The following is a 25,046-nucleotide window of genomic DNA, read 5'->3' as shown; positions in this document are numbered from 1 at the left end:
TCGAAGGTCGAGACCTTGCCCCAATAAAGGGCCGGGTGGGCGTTGAAGATCTGTAGGCCGCTCATCACCAGGACCAGCAGGCAGATCGCGTTCACCCAGTGGGTGACTCTGATCACGAGGGGATGGCGAAACATCCAGCGGGGGCGCTCGACCTCGGCGGTGTCAGGGGCAGATCGGCTCAGGTAGGTTCGAGCCCAACGGTCTTCCCCGCACTCTGGACGGCTCGGGCGGAGGCCCCTGGGTAGGGGCCTCCGGAAGTGCACGGCGCCTTGAAATCACATGCCCCGGTTCATCATCATCCGCTTCTTCATCATGCGGCGCTTCATCATCTGCTCCCGCATCATGCGCTTCTTCATCATCATCCGCTCGCTGCTGGTCATCCGGACCTGGGTGACGTCGGACGGGGCGGCCTGGAGTCCGTTCGGGCCCATCGGGGCCGCGGAGGCGCCGCCGGCTCCGAGGGCGAGGCTGCCGAGGACCGAGGCGGCGAGGGCAAGGGTGGTGATCTTCATTCAATGTCTCCTGTACGGGGAAGGAATCCCCTTTCGCACATCGGGAGAAGAGAAGACCCGACCATCAAGTTCCTGATTTATCGAATAAAAATCCGGACGCGATGGCTTTGGAGCGCAACAAACCGGACGCCGAGGCGAAGCCTCGCGCCGCGCCCAGGCCGGGCGTACGCCGACTTGTACGGAGGCGTGCAGAGGAAAGTTTCAGAGCAGGCCCGTAGCGCAGACATCGAAGGCGACCGCGTGCGCGCTCCCTTGCAATTCCGGGGCTGTCACACCGGCGAGTCCCAGGGCGGCTCGGCGATAAGCAAGGCGGTTGATATCGCGGTGACCGGCGGCCGCCGTGGACGGGTCGGCTAATACGGTTCGCACGAAAGCCTATCGACCGATCTCAAAAGCGGCTTGCGGGACGGCGGTTGCCATCTGCGAGGTCAACGAATGGGTTCGTTCAGGCCGGATACCGCCCGGTCCCATTCATGATTACGCTTCCGGGAAACCCCATCCAAGGACAGGCGTTTCCGGGGTCCTGAAAACGCCAAGAAACCAGGAGCCTTGCCATGTCGATACGTCTGATGCTCGCCGCCGGCTTCCTCGCGACGAGCACCTGCCTCGCCGCCGCCCAGGGAACCCCGCCCGCGGCAAGCCCGGAAACTCCGATGCCCGCCACGCAGGCGAACGGCGATATGAAGGAGTGGCAAGTAGCAAAGACCGCGAAGGTCGCCCTGCCACAGGCGATCAGCACCGCGGAGATGCAGGGCGAGGAAAAGGGCGGCCGCGCCATCGACGCCGACTTCGAGAAGGCCGATGGCAAGGATCCGGCGCACTACAGTGTCAAGGTCGTCTATCCCAGCGGCAAGCTCGTCGAGTACGGCATCAATGCCGACACCGGCGCCCTGTACAAGACCGAGAACCAGCCCATCGAGCGCTACTTCACGTTCCTGAAGCCGGCCAACTTCAACGAGGCCAAGACCTCGCTCAAGGATGCGCTCGCCATCGCCGAGCAGAAGGCCGGCGGCGGCAAGGCGTACGAGGCGTCGGTGTCGAAGGACGGCAAGGCGGTGCAGTACGTGATCAAGGTCTCCGGCGCCGACAAGGAGACGAGCGTTACGGTCGGCCCCGACGGCAAGGTCGTCGACTAGGTCTTACCGCCGGTCTCCGGTCACGCCGGAGCCGGCGCCCGTCCGTTCAGCCGTGATGGTGGGCATGCCGACCCTCTCCACCCCCGTGGTCGCCGTGGCCGTGCTGCATGGGATGCTTCCGGGCCATCCAGAACCAATAGGCTGCGAGCGCCCCGAAGCCGAGGTTTAGCCAGAACGTGTAGTTCAGGGCGAAATGCGTCAGGTGGGCCCGCACGTCGCCTGCGTGATCGGGGACCCATCCGAGCCCAGTGAAGGCAAGGTCCATCACCAGTGCGGCGATGACCATGGTGACGTAGAAAACGCCGCCGATATAGGCGGCCATGCGCCAGCCGAAATATCGCCGGTAGGCGTCGAGGAGCGGCAGCACGATAAGGTCGGCGTAGAGGAAGGCGAGCACACCGCCGAAGCTTGCACCACCGCCCCACAGGACCGCCGCCAGCGGCACGTTGCCGATGGAGCAGACGAAGGTCAGCACCGCGATGAGCGGCCCCAGCAGAGCGTTGAGCGGCACCTTGAGCCAGGGTGAGGCATCGGTGAGGAACAGCGCCTTCCAGGCGGTGTCGGGCACGAAGGCGGAGAGGAGCCCACCGACGAGGAAACCGATGGCGAGGTCCTTCCATAGCATCGACCATTCCATCGAGAAGTTCTGGGCGATCCTGATGCGGGTCTCGGCCTTGGCGAGCTTCTCGCGCAGGGTCGCCCCCTCGACGGTCATCGACATGTGCTGGTGCCCGGCGCCTGCCTCCTCGTGCCTGCGGGCCTCCTCGGCGAGCCGCTTCGGGTAGGTCAGGCGGACGATGACGCTCATCACCGCGATCAGCACGAGGCCGCCGATCCACTCGCCGGCCATGAACGGCCAGCCGAGCAGCAGGTAGAGGATGATGCCGAGTTCGAGGACGAGGTTCGTCGACGCGAACAGGAATGCGAGCGAGGTCGTCAGAGCCGCCCCCTTCTTGAACAGGGTCCGCATGATCGCCGCGGACGCGTAGGAGCACGAGGACGAGGCCGCGCCGGCGAGCGAGGCCAGCGCGATCTCCCGCGCGCCGTCGCGCCCCAACGCGCGCCTCATCTGCTCCGTCGAGACCACGGATTGAAGCAGCGCCGACACCGTGAAGCCGAGCACGAGCGTCCAACCGGTCTGCCAGAACATCCCCGCGGCCATGAGCAATGCTTGGCCGAGGTTATCCACGAACCAACCCACTGACGCCTCCCGTTCCCGTCAGGCATGATCCTCAAAACTCGCGTCGGGTCGTACGGGTCCGGCCGTCGATGCACATCGAGCCGTGGGTGCACGTCTCCCGGAACACTTGAGCCTTCGCCCTGGCCGCATGCTTTTCGGTGGATCCGACCACGACGCTGACTTGCGTCACGGACGAACGGGACGCGGCTGCGTTATCAGAATCGTCAATGAGCAAAAATCAATCCGGGCTTGGCGACCGAGAGGTCTGAGCTTGCCGGGACAACGACAATCGGGAGAAACCATGCGCCGCCTCGTCCCCCTTCTGCTCGCCCCTCTGCTCCTGGCCGGCCCGGCCCATGCGGAGCAGGACCTGCTGCTCGGTGCCGACATGAACTCGGCCGCGATGACCAAGGCCGAGATGACCCGGGCCGACGTGGAAGCCCTGATCGCCAAGGCCAACGGCAAGCCCGTCGATCTTTCCGACAAGGCGCTGGCCGGCCTCGACCTGTCGGGCCTCGACCTCAAGGGGGCGAACCTGCGTACCGCCCGGCTCAACAAGGCCAACCTGCGCGGCGCCGACCTGTCCGGCGCCAACTTGGAGCAGGCGTGGCTGATCAAGGCCGACCTCAGCGGGGCCAAGCTCGTCGGCGCCAAGATGTTCGGCATCACCGCGCGCGACGCCAATCTCAGCGGCGCCGACCTCAGTCGGTCGATGCCCATCGGCGACTTCAAGGGCGCCGACATGAGCGGGGCGAAGCTCATCGACCTGAAGGGCGGCGCCGACATCAAGAACCAGTCCATGGGCCTGATGCGGGCCGTGTTCGTCTCGGTGAACCTGAAGGGCGCCAACCTGCAGGGGGCGAACCTCGGGCGCTCGCGCCTGGAATATGCCGACCTCACCGACGCGAACCTCACCGACGTGGTCTTGATGGGGTCCGACCTGTCGGGCGCCAACCTCACGGGCGCGACCGTGTCAGGGGCCGACTTCAAGAACGTCGACGTGAGCGGCGCCCGTCTCATCTCGCTCAAGGGCCAGGACGGCGCCAAGGACTGGTCGGAGCGCGTGAACGCCGACCGCGCCGTCACCAAGGTCGCCGACTGAACCCCGGCCTTCCCGTCCCACAGGCATCGCCGCACCGGACCTCGCACGACGTGACCATCGGCGACTCGGTACGAGAAGAGCTTTCAAGTTTGCTTGACCGTCGCCAATCCGGCGATTGTCAACTTGTCTACCAGGCGACCTCATGGCATTTCTCGCCGCCGGGCAATCCATGCGCCCCGACCACCTGAATCCCATGCCAGTCCCGTCCGCCGTCCCGTTCGAGGGCAACCTGCTCCTGGCCGCGCTCGCCGCGCGCGACCGTGCGCTCCTGACCCCCCATCTCGCCTTGGAGGACCACCCGCGGGGGCGGACCCTGTTCGAGGTCGGCGACGACGTCTCGCAGGTCACCTTCCCCCTCGACCGCACCGTCGCAACCCTGGTCGTGCCGTTGCGGGAGGGCCGCACCGTCGAGACCGCCACGGTCGGGCACGAGGGCGCCATCGGGGGCGTGGTCAGCCAGGGATACCTGCCCGCCTTCACCCGATGCGTCGTGCAGATCGAGGGGGCGGTCCTGCGCATGGACGCGGACCGCCTCCGGGATGCCAAGCGGGTCTCGCCAACCCTGAACGACCTGTTCGTGCGCTATGCCGACTGCCTTTTGGCGCAGGTGCTCCAGTCTGTCGCCTGCAACGGGGCCCACCCCATCGAGCAACGCGTCATCCGCTGGCTGCTGACGCTCCAGGACCGGCTCGGCACCGACGCCCTGCCGGTGACCCAGAACGTGTTGGCCGCCATGCTCGGGGTCGGGCGCAGCTACGTCACCGGCGTGCTCGGCGACCTTCAGGACCAGGGCCTGATCGTGGTCGGCAGGGGCCGCATCCACCTGCTCGACCGCGGGCGTGCCGAGGCCGCCTGCTGCGAGTGCCATGCCCGGGTCCGCAGCCATTTCCGGACCGTCCTAGGGACGGTCTGCGCACCGGACGGCGAGATCCTCGTGGTCGAGGCGACGGAGCCTCAAGTCTGGATCGATCAGCCTCCCTCCAAGATCCGGGAAGCGCATTCGTGAACGTGCATCCCTCTGTCCCGTCCGAGACCGCATCCCCACCCAGGTTGGCGACGCTCGCCGCCTACGGCATCCTCGACACGGTGCCGGAGCCTGGCTTCGACGACATCGTCGATCTCGCGGCGCTGGTCTGCGACACGCCCGTCGCCCTGGTCAGCCTCGTCGCCGGAGAACGCCAGTGGTTCAAGGCGAGGCGCGGGTTCGAGCCGTGCCAGACGCCCCTCGACCAGTCGGTCTGCGCCCATGCGCTGGGCGAGCCGGACCTGCTGGTGATCCCGGACCTGACGCGGGATCCCCGCACCCGGGCCAACCCGCTCGTGACGGGCGAGCCGTACCTGCGCTTCTATGCCGGGGCGCCGCTGACGGCACCGGGCGGCGAGCGCCTCGGCACCCTGTGCGTGATCGACCACGAGCCGCGGCCGGCGGGGCTGACGCCGACCCAGGCGTCGGCGCTGCGGAAGTTGGCCGGGCAGGTCCTGGGCCAGATGGAGTTGCGCAAGGCCCTCGCGTTCCGTGACGAGGCCTTGGCCGGGCAGCGCGAGGCCTTGATGCGGCAGGAGGCCCTGATCGAGACCCAGGCCGCCGTCACCCGTGCCCGCGGCGACCTCGACGCGGGCTTCGATGCCCTGCTCGCCGGTGCCATGAGGGCCGTTCCCCGGGCGGAAGGCGGCGTCATCGCGATCCGCGAGGGCGACGCGCTCGTCTACCGGATCGCGCGTGGCGACCTCGCACCGCACGCGGGCCTGCGCATCCCGCTGACCGGAACCCTGTCCGGCCACGTCTTCGCGACCGGCGAGGCCGTGTCGAGCCCGGACGCCACGGTCGACCCGCGCGCGAAGCACGACGTGGTCGAGCACCTCGGAACGCGGGCGGCGCTCTGCGTGCCGGTCGTTCGCGGTGACGCCCCCATCGGGGTCCTCAAGCTGCAGTCGAGCCGTCCGGACGCCTTCGCCGACGGCGACCTCGACGCCGCGCGCCTGTTCGCCGGCACGGTGGCCACCAGCCTGGCGGAGGCAGGGGAGGCCGACGCGCGACGCAGCGTCCGTGCCGGGCAGGACCGCTACAGGGCGGTGTTCGACAGCGCCATCGACTACGCCATCATTGTGATGGGCCTCGACGGCCGCGTCGACGACTGGAACGAGGGAGCCACGCGCATCCTCGGCTGGTCGCCGGCCGAGATGTGCCAGCGCCCGGCCGACGTGTTCTTCACGCCGGAGGACCGCGCCGCGGGCATCGCAGCCAAGGAGATGCAGGCCGCCCTCGACCAAGGTCGCGGCATCGACGAGCGCTGGCACGTCCGGAAAGATGGCACACGCTTCTGGGCCAACGGCGAGATGATGGCGCTGCGCGACGAGGATGGGACCGCCATCGGCTTCCTCAAGATCCTGCGCGACCGCACCGAGCAGCGGGATGCCGCCGCCCGCCTGCAGGCGAGCGAGGCGTTCCTGCGCAGCGTCCTCGATTCCTCGGCCGACTGCATCAAGGTGCTCGACCTTGACGCCCGCATCGGCTTCATGAGCGAGGGCGGGATGCGCGTCATGGAGATCGACGACTTCGACGGCGTCGCCGGCAAGGACTGGACCGAGTTCTGGGACGGGCCGGCCAAGGTCGAGGCGAAGGCCGCGGTCCAGGCCGCGCTGAAGTCGGGCATCGGACGCTTCGCGGGGCCGGCCTGCACGATGAAGGGCACGCCCAAGTGGTGGGACGTGCTCCTCACGCCGATCCGCGACGGCGACGGGGAGGTGTCGCGGTTGCTGGCGGTCTCGCGCGACGTCACCGCCGCCCGCAAGGCCGAGGAGGAGCTCGCCGCGAGCGAGACACGCTACCGCGACCTTTACGACAGCATCGACGCAGGCTTCTGCGTGATCGAGGTCAGGGTCGATGCGGACGAGCGTCCGCTCGACTACCGCTTCCTGGAGGTGAACCCGGCCTTCGAGCGTCAGTCGGGGCTGACCGACGTGCTGGGCAAATGGATGCGCGAGCTCGCGCCCGGCCACGAGGAGCACTGGTTCGAGATCCACGACCGGATCGCGCGCAGCGGCGAGCCCGAGCGCTTCGAGCGCGTCGCCGCGGCCCTGGGGAACCGATGGTTCGAGGTCTTCGCCTACCCGTTCGGCGAGTCGGGCTCGCACCAGGTGGCGGTGCTGTTCAACGACATCACGGAGCGCAAGCGCACCGAGGAGGCCCTGCGCGCCAGCGAGGCGAGCCAGCGCTCCATCCTTGAGACCGTACCGGTCGGCATCCTGTTCGCGGAGGCGCCTTCCGGCAGGATCGTCGGCGGCAACGTCCGGATCGAGGAGATCCTGGGCCACCCGGTTTTGCCGTCGCCGAACGTCGCCGCCTACGGGGAATGGAAGTCCTTCCACGCGGACGGCGAGCCGGTCTGTCCGGACGAGTATCCGCTTGCCCGGGTCATCGCCGAGGGGATGGACCGTGCCCAGTTGCAGGTGCGCTACCGCCGCCCCGACGGCACGGACACTTGGATCGACATCGTCGCGGCCGCCATCCGCGGCGCCGACGGGAGATTGTCGGGCGCCGTCGCCGCTGTATCGGACATCGACGCGCGCAGGCGGGCCGAGGAGGAGCGAGACCTGCTCAACCACGAGCTCAGCCACCGCATGAAGAACCTCCTGGCGATGGTGCAGGCCATCGCTGCCAACACGCTGCGGGGGGCGACGGACGTCGAGGCGGCCAAGGACGTCCTGGCCGACCGGCTGATCACCCTCGGCAAGGCCCACGACCTGTTGCTAGGGGGCGCCGCCGAGCGCGCCGCCATCGAGCCGGTCGTCCGCGGCGGCGTCGGCTTGCAGGACGACGGCGGCGGCCGGGTCGACTATCGCGGGCCGCCGGTCGAGATCGGCGGCCGGGCGGCGCTGGCCCTGGCGCTGATGATGCACGAGCTCGCGACCAACGCCGCCAAGTACGGCGCGCTTTCGACGCCGGGCGGTCGCGTTGATGTCGAATGGACGCTGACCGGCGCCGACGCGGACCCAGTCCTGACCATCAGCTGGCGCGAACGGGACGGCCCGCCGGTCTTGCCGCCTTCCCGGAAGGGATTCGGCTCCCGCCTGATCGAGCGCGGCCTCGTCAATGCCGTCGACGGCAGGATTTCACTGACCTATCCGCCGGAGGGCGTTCGGTGTGTCGTCGAGGCACCACTGCGCAATTTCGAGGACGTGCGCTGATCTCGCGTCGCAACGACGGCCAGGGATCGCCGTTGACGGGCATCCGCCGTTTCCGGCGGGTTCCAACGACCAAGACCGGTTGAGTGCGTGTCGCGAGAGAACGGTTTTCCGCAAGCCGGGGGCGAGATGGGCGCGAAGGTCCGCGCCCACGACTGGTCGGGCACGCCGATGGGTCCTTCAGGGGCATGGCCGGCGGCACTCAAGGTCGCGCTGAACCTGGTGCTTGCATCGCCCGAGAGTATGTTCCTCGCCTGGGGAGCCGAGCTCACGTTCTTCTTCAACGACGCCTACCGCCCTATCCTGGGCCCGCGGCTTCCGGAGGCGCTCGGCGCCTCTTTGCCCGCGCTCTGGTCGGACGTCTGGGAGCAGGTCCGGCCGATGGTCGAGCTGGCCCTCTCCGGGACCGCCAGCCGCTTCGACGACCTGCCCCTCACCATGGCCCGGTACGGCGTTGAGGAGAAGACGTGGTGGTCGTTCTCCTACTCGCCGATCCGCGACGAGGCAGGCGCGGTCGTCGGGCTGTTCTGCGTGACCAACGAGACCACGCAGCGCGTCCTGACCGAGCGGGCCCTGCGGGCGCGCGAGGCCGACCTCCTGCTCGTCACAGACGCGCTGCCGGTCCTGATCGCCTTCATCGACCGCGACCTCGTCTACCGCTTCGCCAACCGGGCCTACGAGGACTGGTTCGGCCTGTCCCCCTCGGAGGTGATCGGGCGCCACGTCGGCGAGTTCCTGGACGAGGACGGACTCGAAGCGCGGCGCGCCGCCTTCCAGGCCGCGTTGGCGGGGGAGCCGGCGCGGCTCGAACTCGATTGGCCATATCTGGACGGGCGTCCCCGGGTGGCAGACATCCGCTACACACCGCGCAGGTCCGACGAGGGCGCCGTCGACGGCTTCTATGTGTTCGTCCTCGACGTGACCGACCGGAAGCAGGCCGAGCGCCGGTTGCTGGACACCAACGAGGCCCTGGAAAGGCGGGTCGAGGAGGGCACGCGGCAGCTCGACCAGGTCTGGCGCCACTCGCGGGACATGCTGTGCGTGGCGGACTTCGAGGGTCGCTTCATAAGCCTGAACCCGGCCTGGACCGCGACACTCGGCTGGTCGGAGGAGGAGCTGACGGCGGTCCCGTTCCTCGACCTCGTGCATCCCGACGACCGCGACGCGACGATGGCGGCGATGGCCGGTCTGGCACGGGGCGAGAGCGTGCTCGGGTTCGAGAACCGCTACCGCCACCGGGATGGCTCCCACCGTTGGCTGGCATGGAACTCGGTGCCGCGCGACGGGCTGATCTACGGGGTCGTGCGCGACGTCACGTTCGACAAGGATCAGGCGGCCGCCCTCGCGACGGCGGAGGAAGGCCTGCGCCAAGCCCAGAAGATGGAGGCCATCGGCCAGCTCACCGGCGGCGTGGCGCACGACTTCAACAACCTCCTGACCGTGATCAAGTCGTCGACCGACCTGCTCAAGCGGCCGGCTTTGCCCGAGGAGCGCAGGCTCCGCTACGTCGGCGCGATCTCCGACACCGTCGACCGTGCCGCCAGGCTGACGGGCCAGCTGCTGGCCTTCGCCAGGCGGCAGGCACTGAAGCCGGAGGTGTTCGACGTCGGCCGCAACATCGTCTCGGTCGGCGATATGGTCGGCACGCTGACGGGCTCGCGCATCGCGGTCCACGTCACGGTGCCGGACCAAGCCTGTCTCGTCGACGCGGACCCGAGCCAGTTCGACACAGCCGTGGTGAACCTCGTGGTCAACGCCCGCGACGCCATGGGTGGCGAGGGGCGGCTCGACATCGCCGTCGCGCGGGTCTCGGCCATCCCGGCCGTGCGCGCGCATCCCACCGTGCCGGGCGACTTCGTCACCGTGTCGGTCGCCGATACCGGCACGGGCATCGCGCCGGGAGACGTCGAACGGATCTTCGAGCCGTTCTTCACGACCAAGGGCGTCGGACATGGCACGGGCCTCGGCCTGTCCCAGGTGATCGGTTTCGCCAGGCAGTCGGGTGGCGAGGTCCTGGTCCAGAGCGAGCCCGGCAGGGGCGCGACCTTCACGCTATACCTGCCTCGGGCGGCCGCGGACGCGGCACCTCCCGTCGAGGCACCCGAGCCGGAACCCCTGGTCGAGGGCCACGGCACCTGTGTCCTGGTGGTCGAGGACAACGTCGACGTCGGGATCTTCGCCACCCAGACCCTGGCCGAGCTCGGCTACGGCACGGTCTGGGCCGAGGATGCCCGACGGGCCCTGGCCGAGCTGAATCGGGATCCGGAGCGCTTCGACGTGGTCTTCTCCGACGTGGTGATGCCCGGCATGGACGGCGTCGAGCTCGCCCGGGAGATCCGGCGCCGGCATCCCGACCTGCCGGTCGTGCTCACCAGCGGTTACAGCCACGTCCTCGCCAAGGGCGGCACCGGCGGGTTCGACCTGTTGCGCAAGCCCTATTCGGTCGAGGAGCTCTCGCGCATCCTGCGTCGGGTCGCGACGGTCCGCAGGGAAGCGAGGACGGTCCAGGCTGAACTATCGTGATGAGCCATGGACCTGCGTCATGCCGGCCGATCCCGGAACGTCGCCCCGTTGATGCGAGGAAGGCAGGCATGACGGAAAGGAAGGGACCCGGCATCGACCCGGGCGAGTAGGATGATCGTCTTGGGCCGTCCCGCACGCGGCCCCTTGCCTATCCGAAGGGTTGCAGTTGTCCGAACACGACTGCGAGACGACCTGCAAGGAGTTCAAGGAGGTCGTTAACATGACGGCGGACTTACGGGAGAGGCATCTCGGGAGCAAGGAGGGCCATTCGGTCGGCCACAAGGAGGATGGCGACGAGGCGACGGGGCACCGAGAGGGCCGACGCATCGTCGAGATGCTGGACAAGAAGAAGTCTGACCTGACCGATGACGACTACGGACACATGCGCAAGGTGGTCTGCTACGTCCATCGGCACCTCAAGCAGGGCGGTCCGAAGGACAAGGACGAGGTGAAGGACTCCCCCTGGCGGCTCTCGCTCATGAACTGGGGACACGACCCGTTGAAGGGAGCCTGAGCCGGAGACGGCGAGGACGCACTTCCGTGGGTCACCCGTCCATGCTTCGGGGTCGCAGGGTCGTGTCAGGCTTTGACAGTCGACCGTGGCAATGACATCCCTGTGCATGGCCAAGGCCCCAAAGTCGCTCAACGTCTCGCTGACCCCGGAACTCTCCGAGTTCATCGCGGTGCGCGTCTCCTCGGGTCGATACCTCAGCGCGAGCGAGGTCGTACGGGCCGGCCTGCGGCTGCTGGAGCGCGACGAGGCCGGTTGGGCCAACGCCGTCAACGGCATCCAGCCATCCCATGCACAGGTGACACATGGGTCGCGAGAGCACAGTGGTTGAACACGCCGCCGCATCATCCGTAGCGTCGCGTGTGATCGCGCTGGCGGAGGACGTGGCGAACCGCGTCGCGGCCCCGCGGGCCGAGATCACGGACAGGGACGCGGTTTGGCCAGGAGACAGCCTCTGCGCCCTCGGTGGCGTGGGGCTCCTCGGGCTCCACGGCGCCTCGGCGGATTGGGCGAGGGCCTGTCCTCGCTCGCCCGCGTGACAGAGATCCTTGGCCACGCCTGCAGTTCGACGGCGATGTGCTACGGCATGCACTGCGTCGCCACCGCCGTCATCGCCGCGAAGGCTACGCCGTCCCAGGAGGACGGCTACCTTCGTGCCATCGCCGCCGGCAAGCACGTCACGTCCCTCGCCCTGAGCGAGCCTGGTAGCGGGGCGCACTTCTTCCTTCCGCGCTCGACCTTCCGGCGGGATGACGACGGCTTCGTCGTCGATGGGAAGAAGAGTTTCATCACGAGCGGCGCCTACGCCGATTCCTACGTGGTCTCGACGGTGGCTCCCGGGGCCGAGCACGATCCGGGCACGTTCACTTGCCTTCTCGTCGACAAGGGCACGGCCGGCCTGGCCTGGGATCCGCCATGGGCCGGCATCGGCATGCGCGGCAACCACTCGTCCGGGGCGCTGTTCGACGGCGTGCGCGTGCCGGCTGCCAACCTGCTCGGCGCCGAGGGCGACCAGATCTGGTACGTGTTCGAGGTCGTCGCGCCGTACTTCCTGGTGGCGATGGCCGGCACCTATCTCGGAGTCGCCCAGGCGGCCTTCGACCTTGCCGTCGAGCATCTGCGTCAGCACCGCTACGAGCACACCTCGGAGCGCCTGGTCGAGAACGCCGCCCTGACCGAGCGGGTCGCCGAGATGTGGACGGTGATCGAGCGCTCGCGCCAGCTCGTGACCTACGCCGCCCGGCTCGGTGACGAAGGTTCGCCGGAAGCCCCGAAGGCGCTGTTCGCCGCCAAGGTGGACGTCGCCGATACCGCGGTCTCGGTGACCAATACCGCCATGACCCTGCTCGGTGGTCGCGGCTATCGCGAGAACGGTAAGCTCGCGCGGCTCCTGCGCGACGCCCAGGCCGCGCACGTGATGTCGCCGACCACGCACCTCCTCAAGGCCTGGCTCGGCCGATCCGTGCTCGGCCTGCCGCTGCTTTGAGCCATGGCGGCGATGCAGGTGCTGGTTCTCGTCGGGGATGGCCCCGACGTCGCGGCGTGGCCTCAGGCCGGAGACGTGGACTGGTCCACGCTCGACCTGACAGTGTCCGTATCGGCGGACGCGCCGTCCGCCGTCGAGCGTGACGCGGACATCCTGGTGATCGCGCCCACCGTCGCCGATCCCCTCGCGCGGGCACGGACCTTCCGTCAGCGCCGCCCGTCCGGGCAGATCCTGTTCGTGGTCCCGGACGACCGGCTCGACCGGATGCGACGGCTGCTTCCGTTCTCTCCGGAGATCTCCGAGGCCTGGGTGCTTGGAGCGGACGTCGGCGTTCCCGAGCTCGAACGCCTGTTGCGGGAAGCCGCGACGGCGGTCGCGAGCCGCCGCGCCGTGAAGGGATTGTACGGGCGGATCAATGCCCGCTTCGGGAAGGCCATCCCGGTGGCAGACGCTCCGGAAGAGCGTCGCACCCGCCACCTGGCGCTCGCCGAACGCTACCTCGCCGCCATCCTGGCTAACGCACCGGACGCGCTCGTGGCGGTCGCCCTGGACGGCGCGGTGGTGAGCTGGAACGAGGCGGCCGCCCGGGTGTTCGGGGTGTCCTGGGACGCCGTGTCCGGGCGTGCCTTCTTCGAACTGTTCCTGCCCGACGACCGGGCGAACGCCGTGGCGCTTCTCAGCCAGGCTGGCATGGGCGAGAGCATCCGTTCGCGGGAGCTGCGCATCGTGGGCGGGGACGGCAGCGTGCTGACGCTCGAACTGTCGGCCGGTCCGGTCCTCGGCGGCGGAGGCTCCATCGAGGGCGTCACCCTGGTCGCGCGCGACGTCACCGACCGCAGGCGCGACGAGGAGTCCCTGCGTCTTCTGAACGAGGATCTCGAAGGCCGCATCGCCCGGGCCGTGGCCGAGCGGGAGGTCACCGCCGCCGCCCTGCGGCAGGCCCAGAAGATGGAGGCCGTCGGGCAGCTCACGGGTGGCGTGGCCCACGACTTCAACAACCTGCTCACGGTGATCAAGAGCAGCATCGAGATGCTGGCCCGGGACGATCTGGCGGACGACCGCCGGAAACGCTACGTCGCGGCCATCTCCGACACCGTGGACCGCGCCGCGAAGCTCACCGGGCAACTCCTGGCCTTCGCGCGTCGGCAGCCTCTCAAGCCGGAGGCGTTCGATGCCGCGGAACGACTTCGGACGGTGACCGAGATGATGGCCACCATCGTGGGCGTCCGGATCTCCATCGATACGGAGGTGTCCAGCGAAGCCTGCTTCGTCCACGCCGACGCGAGCCAGTTCGAGACCGCGCTGGTCAACATGGCGGTGAACGCGCGTGACGCCATGGACGGCGAGGGCGCACTGAGCCTTCGATTGCGCGACGTCCCGGGCATTCCGGCGATCCGAGGGCACGCACCGGCCCCCGGCGACTTCGTTTCCGTGTCGGTGACGGATACGGGGACCGGCATACCGTCGAACGCGTTGGACCAGATCTTCGAGCCGTTCTTCACCACGAAGGACGTCGGCAAGGGGACCGGCCTCGGGCTCAGCCAGGTCTACGGCTTCGCCAAGCAATCCGGAGGTGACATCGCCGTCGAGAGCGTGCCCGGTGAGGGCACGACGTTCACGCTCTACCTGCCGCGCATCGCCCCGCCGGCCGAACTCGCTGCCGCCCGGGGAGTCGCGGCGATACCGGTCCTGCCGGGCGGGTCGAGACGGGTCCTGATGGTCGAGGACAACCTGGAGGTCGGCCGGTTCGCGACGCAAATCCTCGCGGACCTCGGGCACGAGGTGACCTGGGCCGTCAACGCCGCCGAAGCCCTGTCGCTCCTCGCGGAGGACAGCGCTCGGTTCGACATCGTCTTCTCGGACGTGGTCATGCCGGGAATGAACGGGATCGAGCTCGGCTTGGCGATACGCCGCGGCTATCCGGGCCTACCGGTCGTGCTGGCCAGCGGGTACAGCCACGTGCTGGCCGAGGAGGGGCGCCACGGTTTCGAGCTCGTCCAGAAGCCCTACGCCACCGGAGACATCTCGCGCGTGCTCGGGCGCATGGCCCGGCCTCGGTCCTCGGGGTCGGACGCGCTCGACCAAGCCGCAGGTGACCGGCGTGGCCACGCGGATGCCTTGCGCTCCCGCGACCGGGACCAAGGCGGGGAGCATCCCGGCCAACAAACGGATTGGGTGCGTGCTGCTTCGACTTAGGCGGAACGGCCGACGCTGTGCCCCATGGCACCCCGGCGACGGTCAGTTCCCGAGGCGTGGACGTAGCGAGACCACGTTGCCGTCCCCGGCGGTGGTCGGGGTGGAATGACCGAGCGCCTCCGCGACCTTGACGGCGAGTTGCTCGCGCTTGAACGGCTTGCCGATCAGGCGGACGCCATCGTCCAGCCTGCCGTGATGGACGATGGAATTCTCGGTGTAGCCCGACATGAAGAGGACCTTCACCTCGGGACGCATTGCCGTGACGCGCTCGGAGAGCTCCCGGCCCCGGACCTTGCCCGGCAGGATGACATCGGTGAGCAGCAGGTCGACGGAACCGGTGTTTGCGCCGAAGACGCGTAGGGCCTCCTCGCCGTCGGCGGCTTCCAAGACGCGGTAGCCGAGGTCCGAGAGGATCGCGCAGGCGATCTCGCGCACGGCCGGCTCGTCCTCGACGACGAGCACACAGGCGTTCCCCCGAGGAAGCTCGACCGGAGCCGCGGAGCGCTGACCCGCGACCGTGACTGCGCCCACCGCCCGCGGAAGGTAGATCTTCACCGTCGTTCCCTCGCCGGATTCCGAGTAGATCTTCACGTGGCCGCCCGATTGCTTGACGAAGCCGAACACCATCGCGAGCCCCAGGCCAGTGCCCTTGCCGTCGGGTTTTGTCGTGAAAAAGGGCTCGAACACCCGGGCCACGACCTCCGGCGTCATTCCATGGCCTGTGTCCGAGACCGCGACCATGGCGTAGTCGCCGGCCGTCACCTCGGCGTGGTCGCGGGCATAGTGCTCGTCGAGGACCTTGTTGCCGAGCTCGATGGTTAGGCGACCGCCACCCGGCATAGCATCGCGGGCGTTGAGGGCGAGGTTCAGCACGGCGCTTTCCAGCTGCGCGGGGTCGGCCATCGCCGGCCATAGGCCCGCGCTCTCGACGTATCGCACCTCGATGTGCTCACCGAGGGTGCGTCGTAGAAGCGGCACGAGGTCCGGCATCGCCGCGGCGAGGTCGATGGCGGCGGGAGCCAGGGGTTGCTTGCGGGCGAAGGCCAGTAGCTGGCCGGTGAGCGTCGCCCCGCGTTGCGCCGCCCAGGCCGCCCGCTCGATCCGGGTCCTGAGCTTGGCATCGGCGTCGCCGAGCTTGGACCGGACGAACTCCAGGTTCCCGAGGATCACCTGCAGCAGGTTGTTGAAGTCGTGAGCGATGCCGCCGGTCAGTTGGCCGATGGCCTGCATCTTCTGTGCTTCGCGCAGGACGCCCTCGGCCTGGGCTCGCTTGGTCATGTCGGTCACGGTGAGCACGAACCCGCCGTCCGGCATCTGGGTGCGGCGGAGCTCCAGGTGGTGCTCGTCGGCGCGGACGCGCTCGTAAACCACGGGCTCGCCGGGGGCGTTGCGACCGTGATGGATCTGGTCCTCGGTCTCCAGGGCGGGACGGCCCGCCTCGGAGGTGTGCTCAACGAATGCGACGTAGGGCGTGCCGGGACGGAGCATCGCCTTCGGGATGTCGAGCAGGACCTGGAAGCAGTGGTTCCAGTTGGTCATCCGGCGGTCGGCGCCGAAAACGGCGATGCCTTGGCTCAGGCTGTCGAGGGAGGCGCGCAGGCGAAGCGCTAACGTGCGCTGCTCGGCCTCGACCTTGTTGGAGCGCGACCATGCCTGGTTCAGGAGGCGTGCCGCCACGAGCAGGACGAGTGCCGCGAGGACGGCTCCGCCAAGCACGAGCCAGCGCACCCAGGCGGCGCGGGCGTCGTTCTCTGCCAATCGGGTGTCCAACAGCCCCTGCTCCTCGACCAGCATGGCTTGCAGGACACCCTCGGCATGCGTCTGGTAGGTGCGGCCCGCGTCGGTGTTGACGATGCGCAGCGCCGCATCGAGACCGCTGTCGCGCCGTGATTGCACGGTCTGCGCGAGCTCCTCCATCTTGTGCTGGATGACTGGCGAGATATCGCGCAGGCGACGTTGCTGCGCCGGGTTATCGATAGTGAGCTTCTGCAGGTCGCCCTGCAGCAGGCCGACGCGGTCGCGGGCCTCGTTGTAGGGCGTGAGGTAGTCGTCCTTGCCCGTGAGCAGGAAGCCGCGCTGTCCGGTCTCGGCGTCGCGCAGGGCGATGGCGAGGTCCTTCATCGACGCGAGAACCCGGTAGCTGTGCTGCGACCACTCCCGTGCCTCGCGCGAAGCCCCGAGACGCTCCCAGGTCACGCCACCGACGAGCGCCAGTATCGCGAGCAGCACCGCGAAGACGAGGAGGTTGGCACGGGCGACGAGGTGCTTGGTCATGTCGATTCCGTGACCGACCGCGCCGCCGTACGGGAAGGGGGACGACGGCGCGGCGAACCGGGCAAGGCCCCGGAACGGGGACCGACGCGGCCTGTCGATGCGATTGGTAGCGCAATGCCGGATGATTGCGAGGGAATTAGGGTCTTCGCTTGAGAGCCCCCTGCATCGGGGCAGCCATACGAATTGCGCTGGAAGCGGAGATTTGAATCGGTGGTGGAGGGAAACCTGAGCTCTGATCGGATCGAGGCATGACGACTGCCTCTTACCACCGGCCCGCTTGGAAAGAGTACATCGCGTTGAAGAGACACCGAAAACGGACCGATAGTCTGCAGAAACGATCTTATGACGACGCCAACAAGCGCGATCCCGGTATCCTGTGATCACCGCATGTAGCCCGGCCATCGATAGGCTACGAAGGGCCAGGCCATGACCCAGGGTACCGGCCGGGGGCCGAGCTCGAACGTGGTCCCGTTGCGGGCCGGCGGAGCCCCCGCCGACGGTGGAACCGACGGTCCTTATCGCCTCGATCTTCCATCAAGCGAGGCCGCGGACAATCCCTACGATCCGTGGAACGCCTGGAACTTCGGTCGCGAACTTATCTCCGCGAGCCAAGACTGCGTCGAGGTGATCGACCAACTGGGTCATCTACGTCTTCGGAACCCGATGGCGCGCCGTGTGCTCGGCGACGGCGACCTGGTCGATGCCGACCATGAGCCATGGTCGTTGTCGTGGCCCCTGGCCATTCGCGAGACGGTCTCGGACGCGTTGGCGGTGGCGGCAACGGTGGGCACGGCGCGCTTCGATGGATGTCGCCCGGCGCCCCAGGGTGGGACCGTGTACTGGGACGTCGTCCTGTCCCGGATCGTCGACGTCGACGGCCGGCTCGTGGGCGTGATGGCCGTTTCGCGGGACATGACCCAGCTGCGGCGGATCGAAGACGGACATGACCTACGCAGCCGCGAATTAAGCCATCGCCTCAAGAACATGTTCGCTTTGGTCAACGGGCTCGTCACCCTCTCGGCGCGGAACCTCCCGGCTGTGCAATCCTATGCCGGGACCCTGCGCGACCGCTTCACGGCCATGAGCCGGGCACTCGAATACCTGCACGTTCCACAGGTGGACGAGCGCTCGTCCCGTCCGCAACAGACCATTCAGGGCCTGCTGTACGCGCTGCTACGACCCTATGACGAGGCGGGCAGCGCGGAACGCCGGTTTGTCCACGGCGCGATGGACGACGTCCCGGTCGGCGATGGATCGGTGACCGGCCTGGCCCTCGTCATCCACGAACTGGCCACGAACGCGATCAAGCACGGTGCTTTGTCGGGGAACGGCGGCACCGTCACCGTCGATTGCCGACGCGTCGGCACGGACATGCGTATAGTCTGGACCGAACGCGGAGGTCCTCGCATCGGATGCCCGCCCCACAACGAGGGGTTTGGATCGAAGCTCACCGAGCGAACCGTCCGTGGGCAACTGTCGGGGACCATCTCCCACCACTGGGAAGCGGAAGGTCTCAAGGTCGTCATAGGCCTCCCATGGGCGAGCCTGGCGTCCTGAGCCTGGACGCAAGCGAGGAGAAGCGCGACCACTCAGACCCTCCCGGGGAACCGGGTCCGCGCACGGCGGCCAGGACTGACGCCGTCGCCTGGCCCGTGGCAGATGGACCGTGGCGGAAACTGCGGGCCCCGTCGCCGGTTGTCGCATCATTCGGTATCCCGGAGGCGTCGCCGTCCTGGACATGGGGGGCGATCCTAGTCCGCCACCTCGGGAGTTCGTCCAGGTGTCGCGTACGAACGAGGACTGGCCTGACGGGGTGGATCTCCGGCTCCTTCGGGCGGCTGTCGAGGCCGCCGGCGAGGCCATCCTCATCACTACCGCCGAACTCGATGAGCCGGGACCGATCATTGTCTATGCGAACCCTGCCTTCGCCCGCATGACCGGGTACGAGGCGCACGAGGTGATCGGGCGCAGCCCACGCTTCCTGCAAGGGCCAGGGACCGACCGCGCCTTGCTGGAGGGGACCCGCGCCGCGCTGACTGCCGGGAATGCCTTCCAGGGCGAGACGCTCAACTATCGCAAGGACGGCACGGCCTACATGGTCGAGTGGCTGATCACGCCGGTCCGCGGCCCCGACGAACGCATCACCCATTGGGTCTCGGCCCAGCGTGACGTGACTGACCGCCGTGCCTTCGAGGACCGGCAGGCCATGATGGTCCGCGAGCTCCACCACCGCGTGAAGAATACCCTAGCGACCGTCCAGGCCGTCCTGAACGCGACGATGCGCTCGGCTGTCTCCCTGCCGGAATTCGGGAGAGCCTTCACCGGCCGCATCGTCTCGCTCGCCCGGACCCACGCCCTGATCACCGAAGACCAGGCGCAAGTCGCCTCGTTCGAGAGCCTGCTTCGGGCGGAGCTCGATCCGTACAGCGAGAACAGCCGCATCACGCTCCGGGGACCGGACCTCAGGCTTCCCTCCGAACTCGCGGTGCCGGTCGGTATGGCATTGCACGAACTGACCACCAACGCCCTCCGGCACGGGGCCCTTGCCGATCCGAACGGCCGTGTGACGGTGACCTGGGCGGTGGAGGATCGCTCGGACGACAAATGGCTGGCCTGGGTCTGGAAGGAGCACGACGGCCCACCGCCTTCGCTGCCCACCCGGGAAGGGTTCGGCATGCGGCTGATCAATCGCATCCTGGCCGCGCAGACGGGCGCCGAGGTCGACGTCGCCGCGGATCCGGACGGGCTTCGGATCAGCATCGGGCTACCCGTTCCGAACGGCTGACGGTTTGCCGTCGGATTTCCGAACCGGCCGACTTCAGCCGGAACGAGGCCCGTCGCATGGTCATCAGTTCCCGGTCGCGATACTGTCGACCGACATATGCGGGAATGGGTCGTACGTCGGCATCGGGTAAATCGGTGTGGTCGCTTTGGCCGTAGGAATCCTCGTTGATTGGAACCATTCAGGCGTCTTGAGCCCAACATTTTCATGGATCGCGTCACGATGAGCGATGAAGAGGTCGAACGCCTTCGCGCTCTCGACCGCTACCGGCTGTTGGACACGCCGCGCGAGCAGGACTTCGACGAGATCGCCGAGGCCGCCGCCGATTTGTGCGAGACGCCAATCGCTGTGGTCAACCTCGTTGGCGACGGGCGTCAGTTCTTCAAGGCGGAGGTTGGTCTGGGTGTGCGCGAGACACCTCTGGAGAGCTCTTTCTGCCGGCAGGCCCTCCTCCAGGAGGACTTCCTCTGCGTCCCGGACGCCAGCCGCGACCCGCGCTTCGAGGGCAACCCGCTCGTTACCGGCGATCCTGGCCTGCGCTTCTACGCGGGCGCCCTTCTGAGGACCGCTGAGGGTCAGCCCATAGGCACCGTGTGCGTGCTCGACACCAAGCCGCACGTGCTGACCGAGCGGCAGCGCAAGGGCTTGAGGCGGCTCGCCCGGCAGGCCATGGGCCAGATGGAACTTCGTCGTGCGCTCCGCGAACAGGCCGAGCAGCGCCTGCTTCACGAGCGTATTCTCGACAGCGCGACGGACTACGCCATCGTGGCGACTGACCCCCGAGGGAGCGTCACGCGCTGGAACACGGGTGCCGAACGCATCCTTGGATGGACGCAGCCCGAGATGTTGGGGCGGCCAATCGATGCGATCTTCTCGCCCGAGGACCGTACCAACGGACGGCCGGAAACCGAGATGCGGCTGGCAAGGGAGACCGGCAGCGCCCCCGACGAGCGATGGCACCTGCGCAAGGATGGCACTCGGTTCTGGGCCAACGGCGAGATGATGCCGCTGAGGTCGGACGGCGGAGAACTACTCGGTTACCTCAAGATTCTGCGCGACCGCACCGGGGAGCGCAAGGCGGGGGCCGCGTTGCAGGCGAGCGAGTTGCGCTACCGTTCCCTCGTCGAGGTCAGCCCGCAGGTGGTCTGGTTCGCCGACGCGGACGCGGCTGTCTCCTACTGCAACGCTTACTGGTACGACTACACCGGCCTGCCGACCGGCGAGACCGGCGAGGCCAGCTGGATGGGGGTGATCCATCCCGACCATCGCGAGGCGACCCGCGCGGCATGGCTTTCCGCGGCGTCGGGTGGCCAGCCGTACGAGGTCGAGTTCCCGCTGCGCCGTGCGGACGGCGAGTACCGCTGGTTCCTGTCCCGCGCCCACCCTGTGCGAGACGCCGACGGAATCCTGCGCAGCTGGATCGGCACCTCGCTCGACATCCACGAGCGCAAGGTCGCCGAGGAACGCTTCCAGGCGCTGACCGAACTCGCGCCTGCCATCATCTGGTTCGGCAACCCGGACGGCAGCCTCAGCTATCTCAACGACCGTTGGTATGCCTATACCGGCCAAACCCCCGAGCAGGCGCTGCCGTTCGGGTGGGGCGAGGTGATCCATCCCGACGACCTGCCCGGCCTGCTGCTGGCCTGGGAGCATGCCCGCACGAACGAGGTCGTCTACGATACCGAGGCCCGGCTACGCCGCCATGACGGGGACTACCGCTGGTTCCTCATCCGGGCCGAGCCGAGGCGGAACGGCGTTGGGCAGGTCGTCGGCTGGCTCGGCAGCAACAGTGACATCCATGACCGCCGTCAGGCCGAGGACGATTTACGCGAAACGCGTGAACAGCTTCGCCTCGCCGTGGACGCCACCGGCACCGGCATCTTCGACTATGACCTCGTGACGGACACGCTGGAATGGGACGGTCGAACACGTGCCCTGTTCGGGCTGCCCTCCAGCGCACCCGTGAATTACGACGCCTTCCTTGCCGGACTGCATCCGAACGACCGTGATTGGGTGGATGCGGCCGTGAAGGCCGCCCTCGATCCGGAAGGTGGCGGCTCCTACGACATCGCCTTCCGGACGGTTGGCATCGCGGACGGGATCGAGCGTTGGGTATCGGCCAAGGGCCAGGCTTTCGTCTCGGATGGACGAACCATCCGATTCATCGGTACGACGCGTGACATCACGGCGAGCCGGCGGGCCGAACAGTTGCTCCGCGAGACCGAGGAGCGCTACCGCCTCGCCGCACGCGCCACCAACGACGCGATCTGGGACTGGGACCTGACCAGCAACCACGTCATGTGGAACGAGGCGCTCCAGGCCGCCCATGGGCACCGGCCGGAGACGGTGGAGCCGACGGGCGATTGGTGGATCGACCAAATCCACCCGGACGACCGAGCCCGCATCGACGACTCGCTCCATGCCGTCATCGACCGGATCGGTACGGCTTGGACCAGCGAGTACCGCTTCCGCCGCGCGGATGGCTCCTACGCCCACATCCTCGACCGCGGCTACGTCATCCGCGACGAACGCGGGCACGCCGTGCGCATGATCGGCGCGATGCTCGACATCAGCGAACGCAAGCGTGCCGAAGAGCACCAGCGGCTATTGACCGGCGAGTTGCAACATCGTGTCAAAAACACCCTCGCCATGGTCCAGGCCATCGCCAGTCAGACTTTTCGCAATGCCGCCGACATGGAATCCGCGCGTGATGCATTCTCCGCCCGCCTGATCTCGCTCGGGCGGGCGCACGATATCCTGACCCAGTCGAGCTGGAGCCAGGCGCCCATCGGGGAGGTCGTGGACGGAGCCCTGGCGGTACATCGCGGCGACACGGCAACCCGTATCCGTTCGAGCGGTCTCAACGTGCACCTGGCCGCAAAGCCGGCGCTGGCCCTGGCGCTCGCCCTGCACGAGCTTGCGACCAACGCCGCCAAGTACGGTGCCCTGTCGAACGAGGTCGGGACCGTCGACCTGCGCTGGCACGTGGTCCACAAGGAAGACGCGCCGCGCTTCTGCCTGACCTGGTCCGAGCAGGGTGGGCCGCCGATTCTGGCGCAGCCGACGCGCCGGGGCTTCGGATCACGCCTGATCGAGCGCAGCTTCGCGGCCGAGGTCGGTGGCGAGGTCAGGCTGACTTACGCGCCCGCGGGCCTGACCTGCCGCCTTGAGGCATCGCTGGCCTCCATGCAGGAGGTGAACGACGAGGCGGCGGCCTGACCCGAACGGTCAGGCTTGAGGTCCGCCAGCTCCGACCTCGCATTGCATTGTCGAGGGCGTGCGCAGGGTCGCACTACCGGTCTCGGAACGAGGCTTGGCCCGGCGGATTGGCCCGACAATCCAATGGAGACGACCATGACCGAGAAGAAGGGCCACGGCAGCGACACGGCCAGGAAGGCGAACGCCAAGGCGAGCCATGAGGGCAAGTCCAATCCGCGCACCTCATCCTCGGCCCAGGCCGAACTGGGCAAGAAGGGTGGCAAGTCCAAGTCCTGAGCGACGTTTGGATCAAGCTAGGCCCGGCGACCCTTTGCGTGGATGTCTCGGACCTGTCTCATCCGCGAACGGACACGGAAACCGTACGTCAATCGAGAGGTAAGCGATGGCTGAGGAAAACCACGAGGCGACCTACGCCGAATTCAAGGAGGTCGTGAACATGACGGCCTCCGCGTTGCAGAAGCACCTCAAGGGTGACGGGAGCCAGTCGGTCGGCCAGAAGAAGGACGGCGGCGAGGCCACTGGACATCAGGAAGGCCGTCGCATCGTCGAGATGTTGAATAAGAAGAAGGCAGACTTGTCGGACGACGATTACAGCCACATGCGCAAGGTCGTGGGTTACGTGCACCGACACCTCAAGCAGGGTGGCCCGAAGGACAAGGACGAGGTGAAAGACTCGCCCTGGCGGCTTTCGCTGATGAATTGGGGCCACGACCCTTCGAAGTGATCGGGAGGCGGGGGGCGGAAGCTCGTCGCAAAGGACGCGGCCTTGGGTCGGCCTCTGCCACCCAGGGCCGCGCGACGGCACGTCGAACGGGATCAAGGCGCCGTTCGGCGTGATGTGCCTATGCGGTACCGTTGCCGCCGGTGGCACCGTAGACCTCGCCGGTGACGAAGCTCGCCTCCTGGGAGGCCAGGAACACGTAGATCGGAGCGAGTTCGACCGGCTGGCCCGGGCGCCCGAGCGGAACCTCGGAGCCGAACTTCTCGACCGCTTCCTGCGGTTGGCCGCCAGATGGCTGCAGCGCGGTCCAGAACGGGCCGGGTGCCACCGCGTTCACGCGAATGCCCTTCTCGATGGCCTGCTTGGCCAGCGCCTTCGTGAACGCAACGATCCCGGCCTTGGTGGTCGCATAGTCCAGCAGGATCTTGGGTGGGGTGTAGGCCACCACTGACGCCGTGTTGATGATGGACGACCCGGCCGGAAGCAGCGGCATCGCCGCCTTGGTGATCCAGAACATCGCGTAGAGGTTGGTCTTCAGCGTCAGGTCGAACTGCTCGTCCGTGATGTCGCCGATGTCCTTCTGGTTCGTCTGCTTGCCGGCGTTGTTCACCAGGATGTCGAGCCCTCCGAGCTCCACCACTGCTTTGTGGACCAGGGTCTCGCAGAACGCCTTGTCGGTGATGTCGCCCGGCAGCAGGACGGCCTTGCGCCCTTCCGCCTCGATCAGCGCCGCGACCTCCCGCGCGTCCGGCATCTCGGCCTCGACGAAGCTGAGGGCGACGTCCGCGCCCTCCCGGGCGAAGGCGATGGCGGCGGCGCGACCGACGCCGCTGTCCGCCCCGGTCACCAGGGCCTTGCGGCCGGCGAGGCGCCCATGCCCCCGGTAGCTCGTCTCGCCGTGGTCCGGCTTGGGGTCCATGGCCCCGGCTAAGCCCGGCGCCTCCTGCGGCTGCCGCTTGAACGGAGGCTGCGGATACTGGGTGCGTGGATCCTGCATCGCGAGGCGATGGTCGACGGCATCTGTCATTCGTAGATCCTGGGTAGGCGACCTAATCGGGAATGGTCGCTGCGGCCATGTCTTGGACATGGCCCGAACCCAAAAGAAATCCCGCCTCTGTCGGGTGGGTTCCTGTTGGCGGACCGTGGGTTATCGTCGCCGGCCACAGCCGGTGCTTCCCGTTGTCCGCTTCCGTCGAGGGCCGGAATCCCTCACTTCATG

General features: G+C 68.0%; 19 protein-coding genes. 14 read left to right on the top strand and 5 right to left on the bottom strand.

The window, feature by feature from the left end:
* Positions 1–134: cytochrome b/b6 domain-containing protein (locus MKK54_RS02175; RefSeq protein WP_244008864.1), on the bottom strand; the 134-nt coding region annotated here is incomplete at its 3' end.
* 141 nt (positions 135–275) lie between these two features.
* Positions 276–512, bottom strand: coding sequence for a hypothetical protein (locus MKK54_RS02170; RefSeq protein ID WP_244008862.1), 237 nt, complete (start codon positions 510–512; stop codon positions 276–278).
* A gap of 554 nt (positions 513–1,066) precedes the next feature.
* Here MKK54_RS02170 and MKK54_RS02165 point away from each other — a divergent pair.
* Entirely contained in the window at positions 1,067–1,648 is a 582-nt protein-coding gene (locus MKK54_RS02165) for a PepSY domain-containing protein (protein ID WP_244008861.1), read from the top strand.
* Between the two features lie 46 nt (positions 1,649–1,694).
* Here the strand turns inward: MKK54_RS02165 and MKK54_RS02160 are convergent, their stop codons facing one another.
* Complete coding sequence (locus tag MKK54_RS02160) at positions 1,695–2,837, bottom strand: permease (protein WP_313898369.1); 1,143 nt, start codon at positions 2,835–2,837, stop codon at positions 1,695–1,697.
* A 292-nt stretch (positions 2,838–3,129) separates the two neighbouring features.
* Between MKK54_RS02160 and MKK54_RS02155 the strand changes: the two genes are divergently transcribed.
* The 8 genes from MKK54_RS02155 to MKK54_RS02120 all read left to right on the top strand — a co-directional run bounded on the left by MKK54_RS02155 (position 3,130) and on the right by MKK54_RS02120 (position 14,831).
* Positions 3,130–3,930: a pentapeptide repeat-containing protein gene (locus tag MKK54_RS02155; RefSeq protein ID WP_244008859.1), complete on the top strand. Its 801-nt coding sequence runs from the start codon at positions 3,130–3,132 to the stop codon at positions 3,928–3,930.
* 193 nt (positions 3,931–4,123) lie between these two features.
* Positions 4,124–4,936 (top strand): Crp/Fnr family transcriptional regulator, encoded by an 813-nt coding sequence (locus MKK54_RS02150; protein WP_244008863.1) that lies wholly within the window; start codon positions 4,124–4,126, stop codon positions 4,934–4,936.
* Complete coding sequence (locus MKK54_RS02145; RefSeq protein WP_244008858.1) at positions 4,933–8,118, top strand: PAS domain S-box protein; 3,186 nt, start codon at positions 4,933–4,935, stop codon at positions 8,116–8,118. Before MKK54_RS02150 ends, MKK54_RS02145 begins: the two co-directional genes overlap by 4 nt.
* Before the next feature lie 87 nt (positions 8,119–8,205).
* A complete protein-coding gene (locus MKK54_RS02140) occupies positions 8,206–10,638 on the top strand; it encodes a PAS domain-containing protein (protein WP_244008857.1) in 2,433 nt (810 codons plus the stop codon).
* A 160-nt stretch (positions 10,639–10,798) separates the two neighbouring features.
* Positions 10,799–11,152: a DUF3140 domain-containing protein gene (locus MKK54_RS02135; RefSeq protein ID WP_409564113.1), complete on the top strand. Its 354-nt coding sequence runs from the start codon at positions 10,799–10,801 to the stop codon at positions 11,150–11,152.
* 106 nt (positions 11,153–11,258) lie between these two features.
* On the top strand, positions 11,259–11,480 hold the full coding sequence (locus tag MKK54_RS02130) for a type II toxin-antitoxin system ParD family antitoxin (RefSeq protein ID WP_244008855.1): 222 nt from the start codon (positions 11,259–11,261) through the stop codon (positions 11,478–11,480).
* A 105-nt stretch (positions 11,481–11,585) separates the two neighbouring features.
* The gene (locus MKK54_RS02125) at positions 11,586–12,635 is read left to right on the top strand and encodes an acyl-CoA dehydrogenase family protein (protein ID WP_279597118.1); all 1,050 of its coding nucleotides are present in this window, start codon (positions 11,586–11,588) and stop codon (positions 12,633–12,635) included.
* Between the two features lie 3 nt (positions 12,636–12,638).
* On the top strand, positions 12,639–14,831 hold the full coding sequence (locus MKK54_RS02120) for a PAS domain-containing sensor histidine kinase (RefSeq protein WP_244008853.1): 2,193 nt from the start codon (positions 12,639–12,641) through the stop codon (positions 14,829–14,831).
* 42 nt (positions 14,832–14,873) lie between these two features.
* Here the strand turns inward: MKK54_RS02120 and MKK54_RS02115 are convergent, their stop codons facing one another.
* The gene (locus MKK54_RS02115) at positions 14,874–17,105 is read right to left on the bottom strand and encodes a CHASE3 domain-containing protein (RefSeq protein ID WP_244008852.1); all 2,232 of its coding nucleotides are present in this window, start codon (positions 17,103–17,105) and stop codon (positions 14,874–14,876) included.
* Positions 17,106–17,531: 426 nt separating this feature from the next.
* On the opposite strand from MKK54_RS02115, the gene MKK54_RS02110 reads away from it, so the two are divergent.
* From MKK54_RS02110 to MKK54_RS02090, 5 genes are all read left to right on the top strand, one after another.
* Complete coding sequence (locus tag MKK54_RS02110) at positions 17,532–18,662, top strand: HWE histidine kinase domain-containing protein (RefSeq protein ID WP_244008851.1); 1,131 nt, start codon at positions 17,532–17,534, stop codon at positions 18,660–18,662.
* 109 nt (positions 18,663–18,771) lie between these two features.
* Positions 18,772–19,890: an HWE histidine kinase domain-containing protein gene (locus MKK54_RS02105; protein WP_244008850.1), complete on the top strand. Its 1,119-nt coding sequence runs from the start codon at positions 18,772–18,774 to the stop codon at positions 19,888–19,890.
* Positions 19,891–20,109: 219 nt separating this feature from the next.
* The gene (locus MKK54_RS02100; RefSeq protein WP_244008849.1) at positions 20,110–23,106 is read left to right on the top strand and encodes a PAS domain-containing protein; all 2,997 of its coding nucleotides are present in this window, start codon (positions 20,110–20,112) and stop codon (positions 23,104–23,106) included.
* Between the two features lie 135 nt (positions 23,107–23,241).
* Positions 23,242–23,382 (top strand): hypothetical protein, encoded by a 141-nt coding sequence (locus tag MKK54_RS02095; RefSeq protein ID WP_244008848.1) that lies wholly within the window; start codon positions 23,242–23,244, stop codon positions 23,380–23,382.
* 106 nt (positions 23,383–23,488) lie between these two features.
* The gene (locus tag MKK54_RS02090) at positions 23,489–23,830 is read left to right on the top strand and encodes a DUF3140 domain-containing protein (protein WP_244008847.1); all 342 of its coding nucleotides are present in this window, start codon (positions 23,489–23,491) and stop codon (positions 23,828–23,830) included.
* A 118-nt stretch (positions 23,831–23,948) separates the two neighbouring features.
* Here the strand turns inward: MKK54_RS02090 and MKK54_RS02085 are convergent, their stop codons facing one another.
* A complete protein-coding gene (locus MKK54_RS02085) occupies positions 23,949–24,854 on the bottom strand; it encodes an SDR family oxidoreductase (protein ID WP_244008846.1) in 906 nt (301 codons plus the stop codon).
* Between the last annotated feature and the right edge of the window lie 192 nt (positions 24,855–25,046).

Origin of the sequence: Methylobacterium sp. J-068, assembly GCF_022829445.1 — a bacterium.
Classification (GTDB): domain Bacteria; phylum Pseudomonadota; class Alphaproteobacteria; order Rhizobiales; family Beijerinckiaceae; genus Methylobacterium.
Note: the sequence above shows the minus strand (reverse complement) of the source record. Positions and strands in the feature narration are given on the sequence as shown.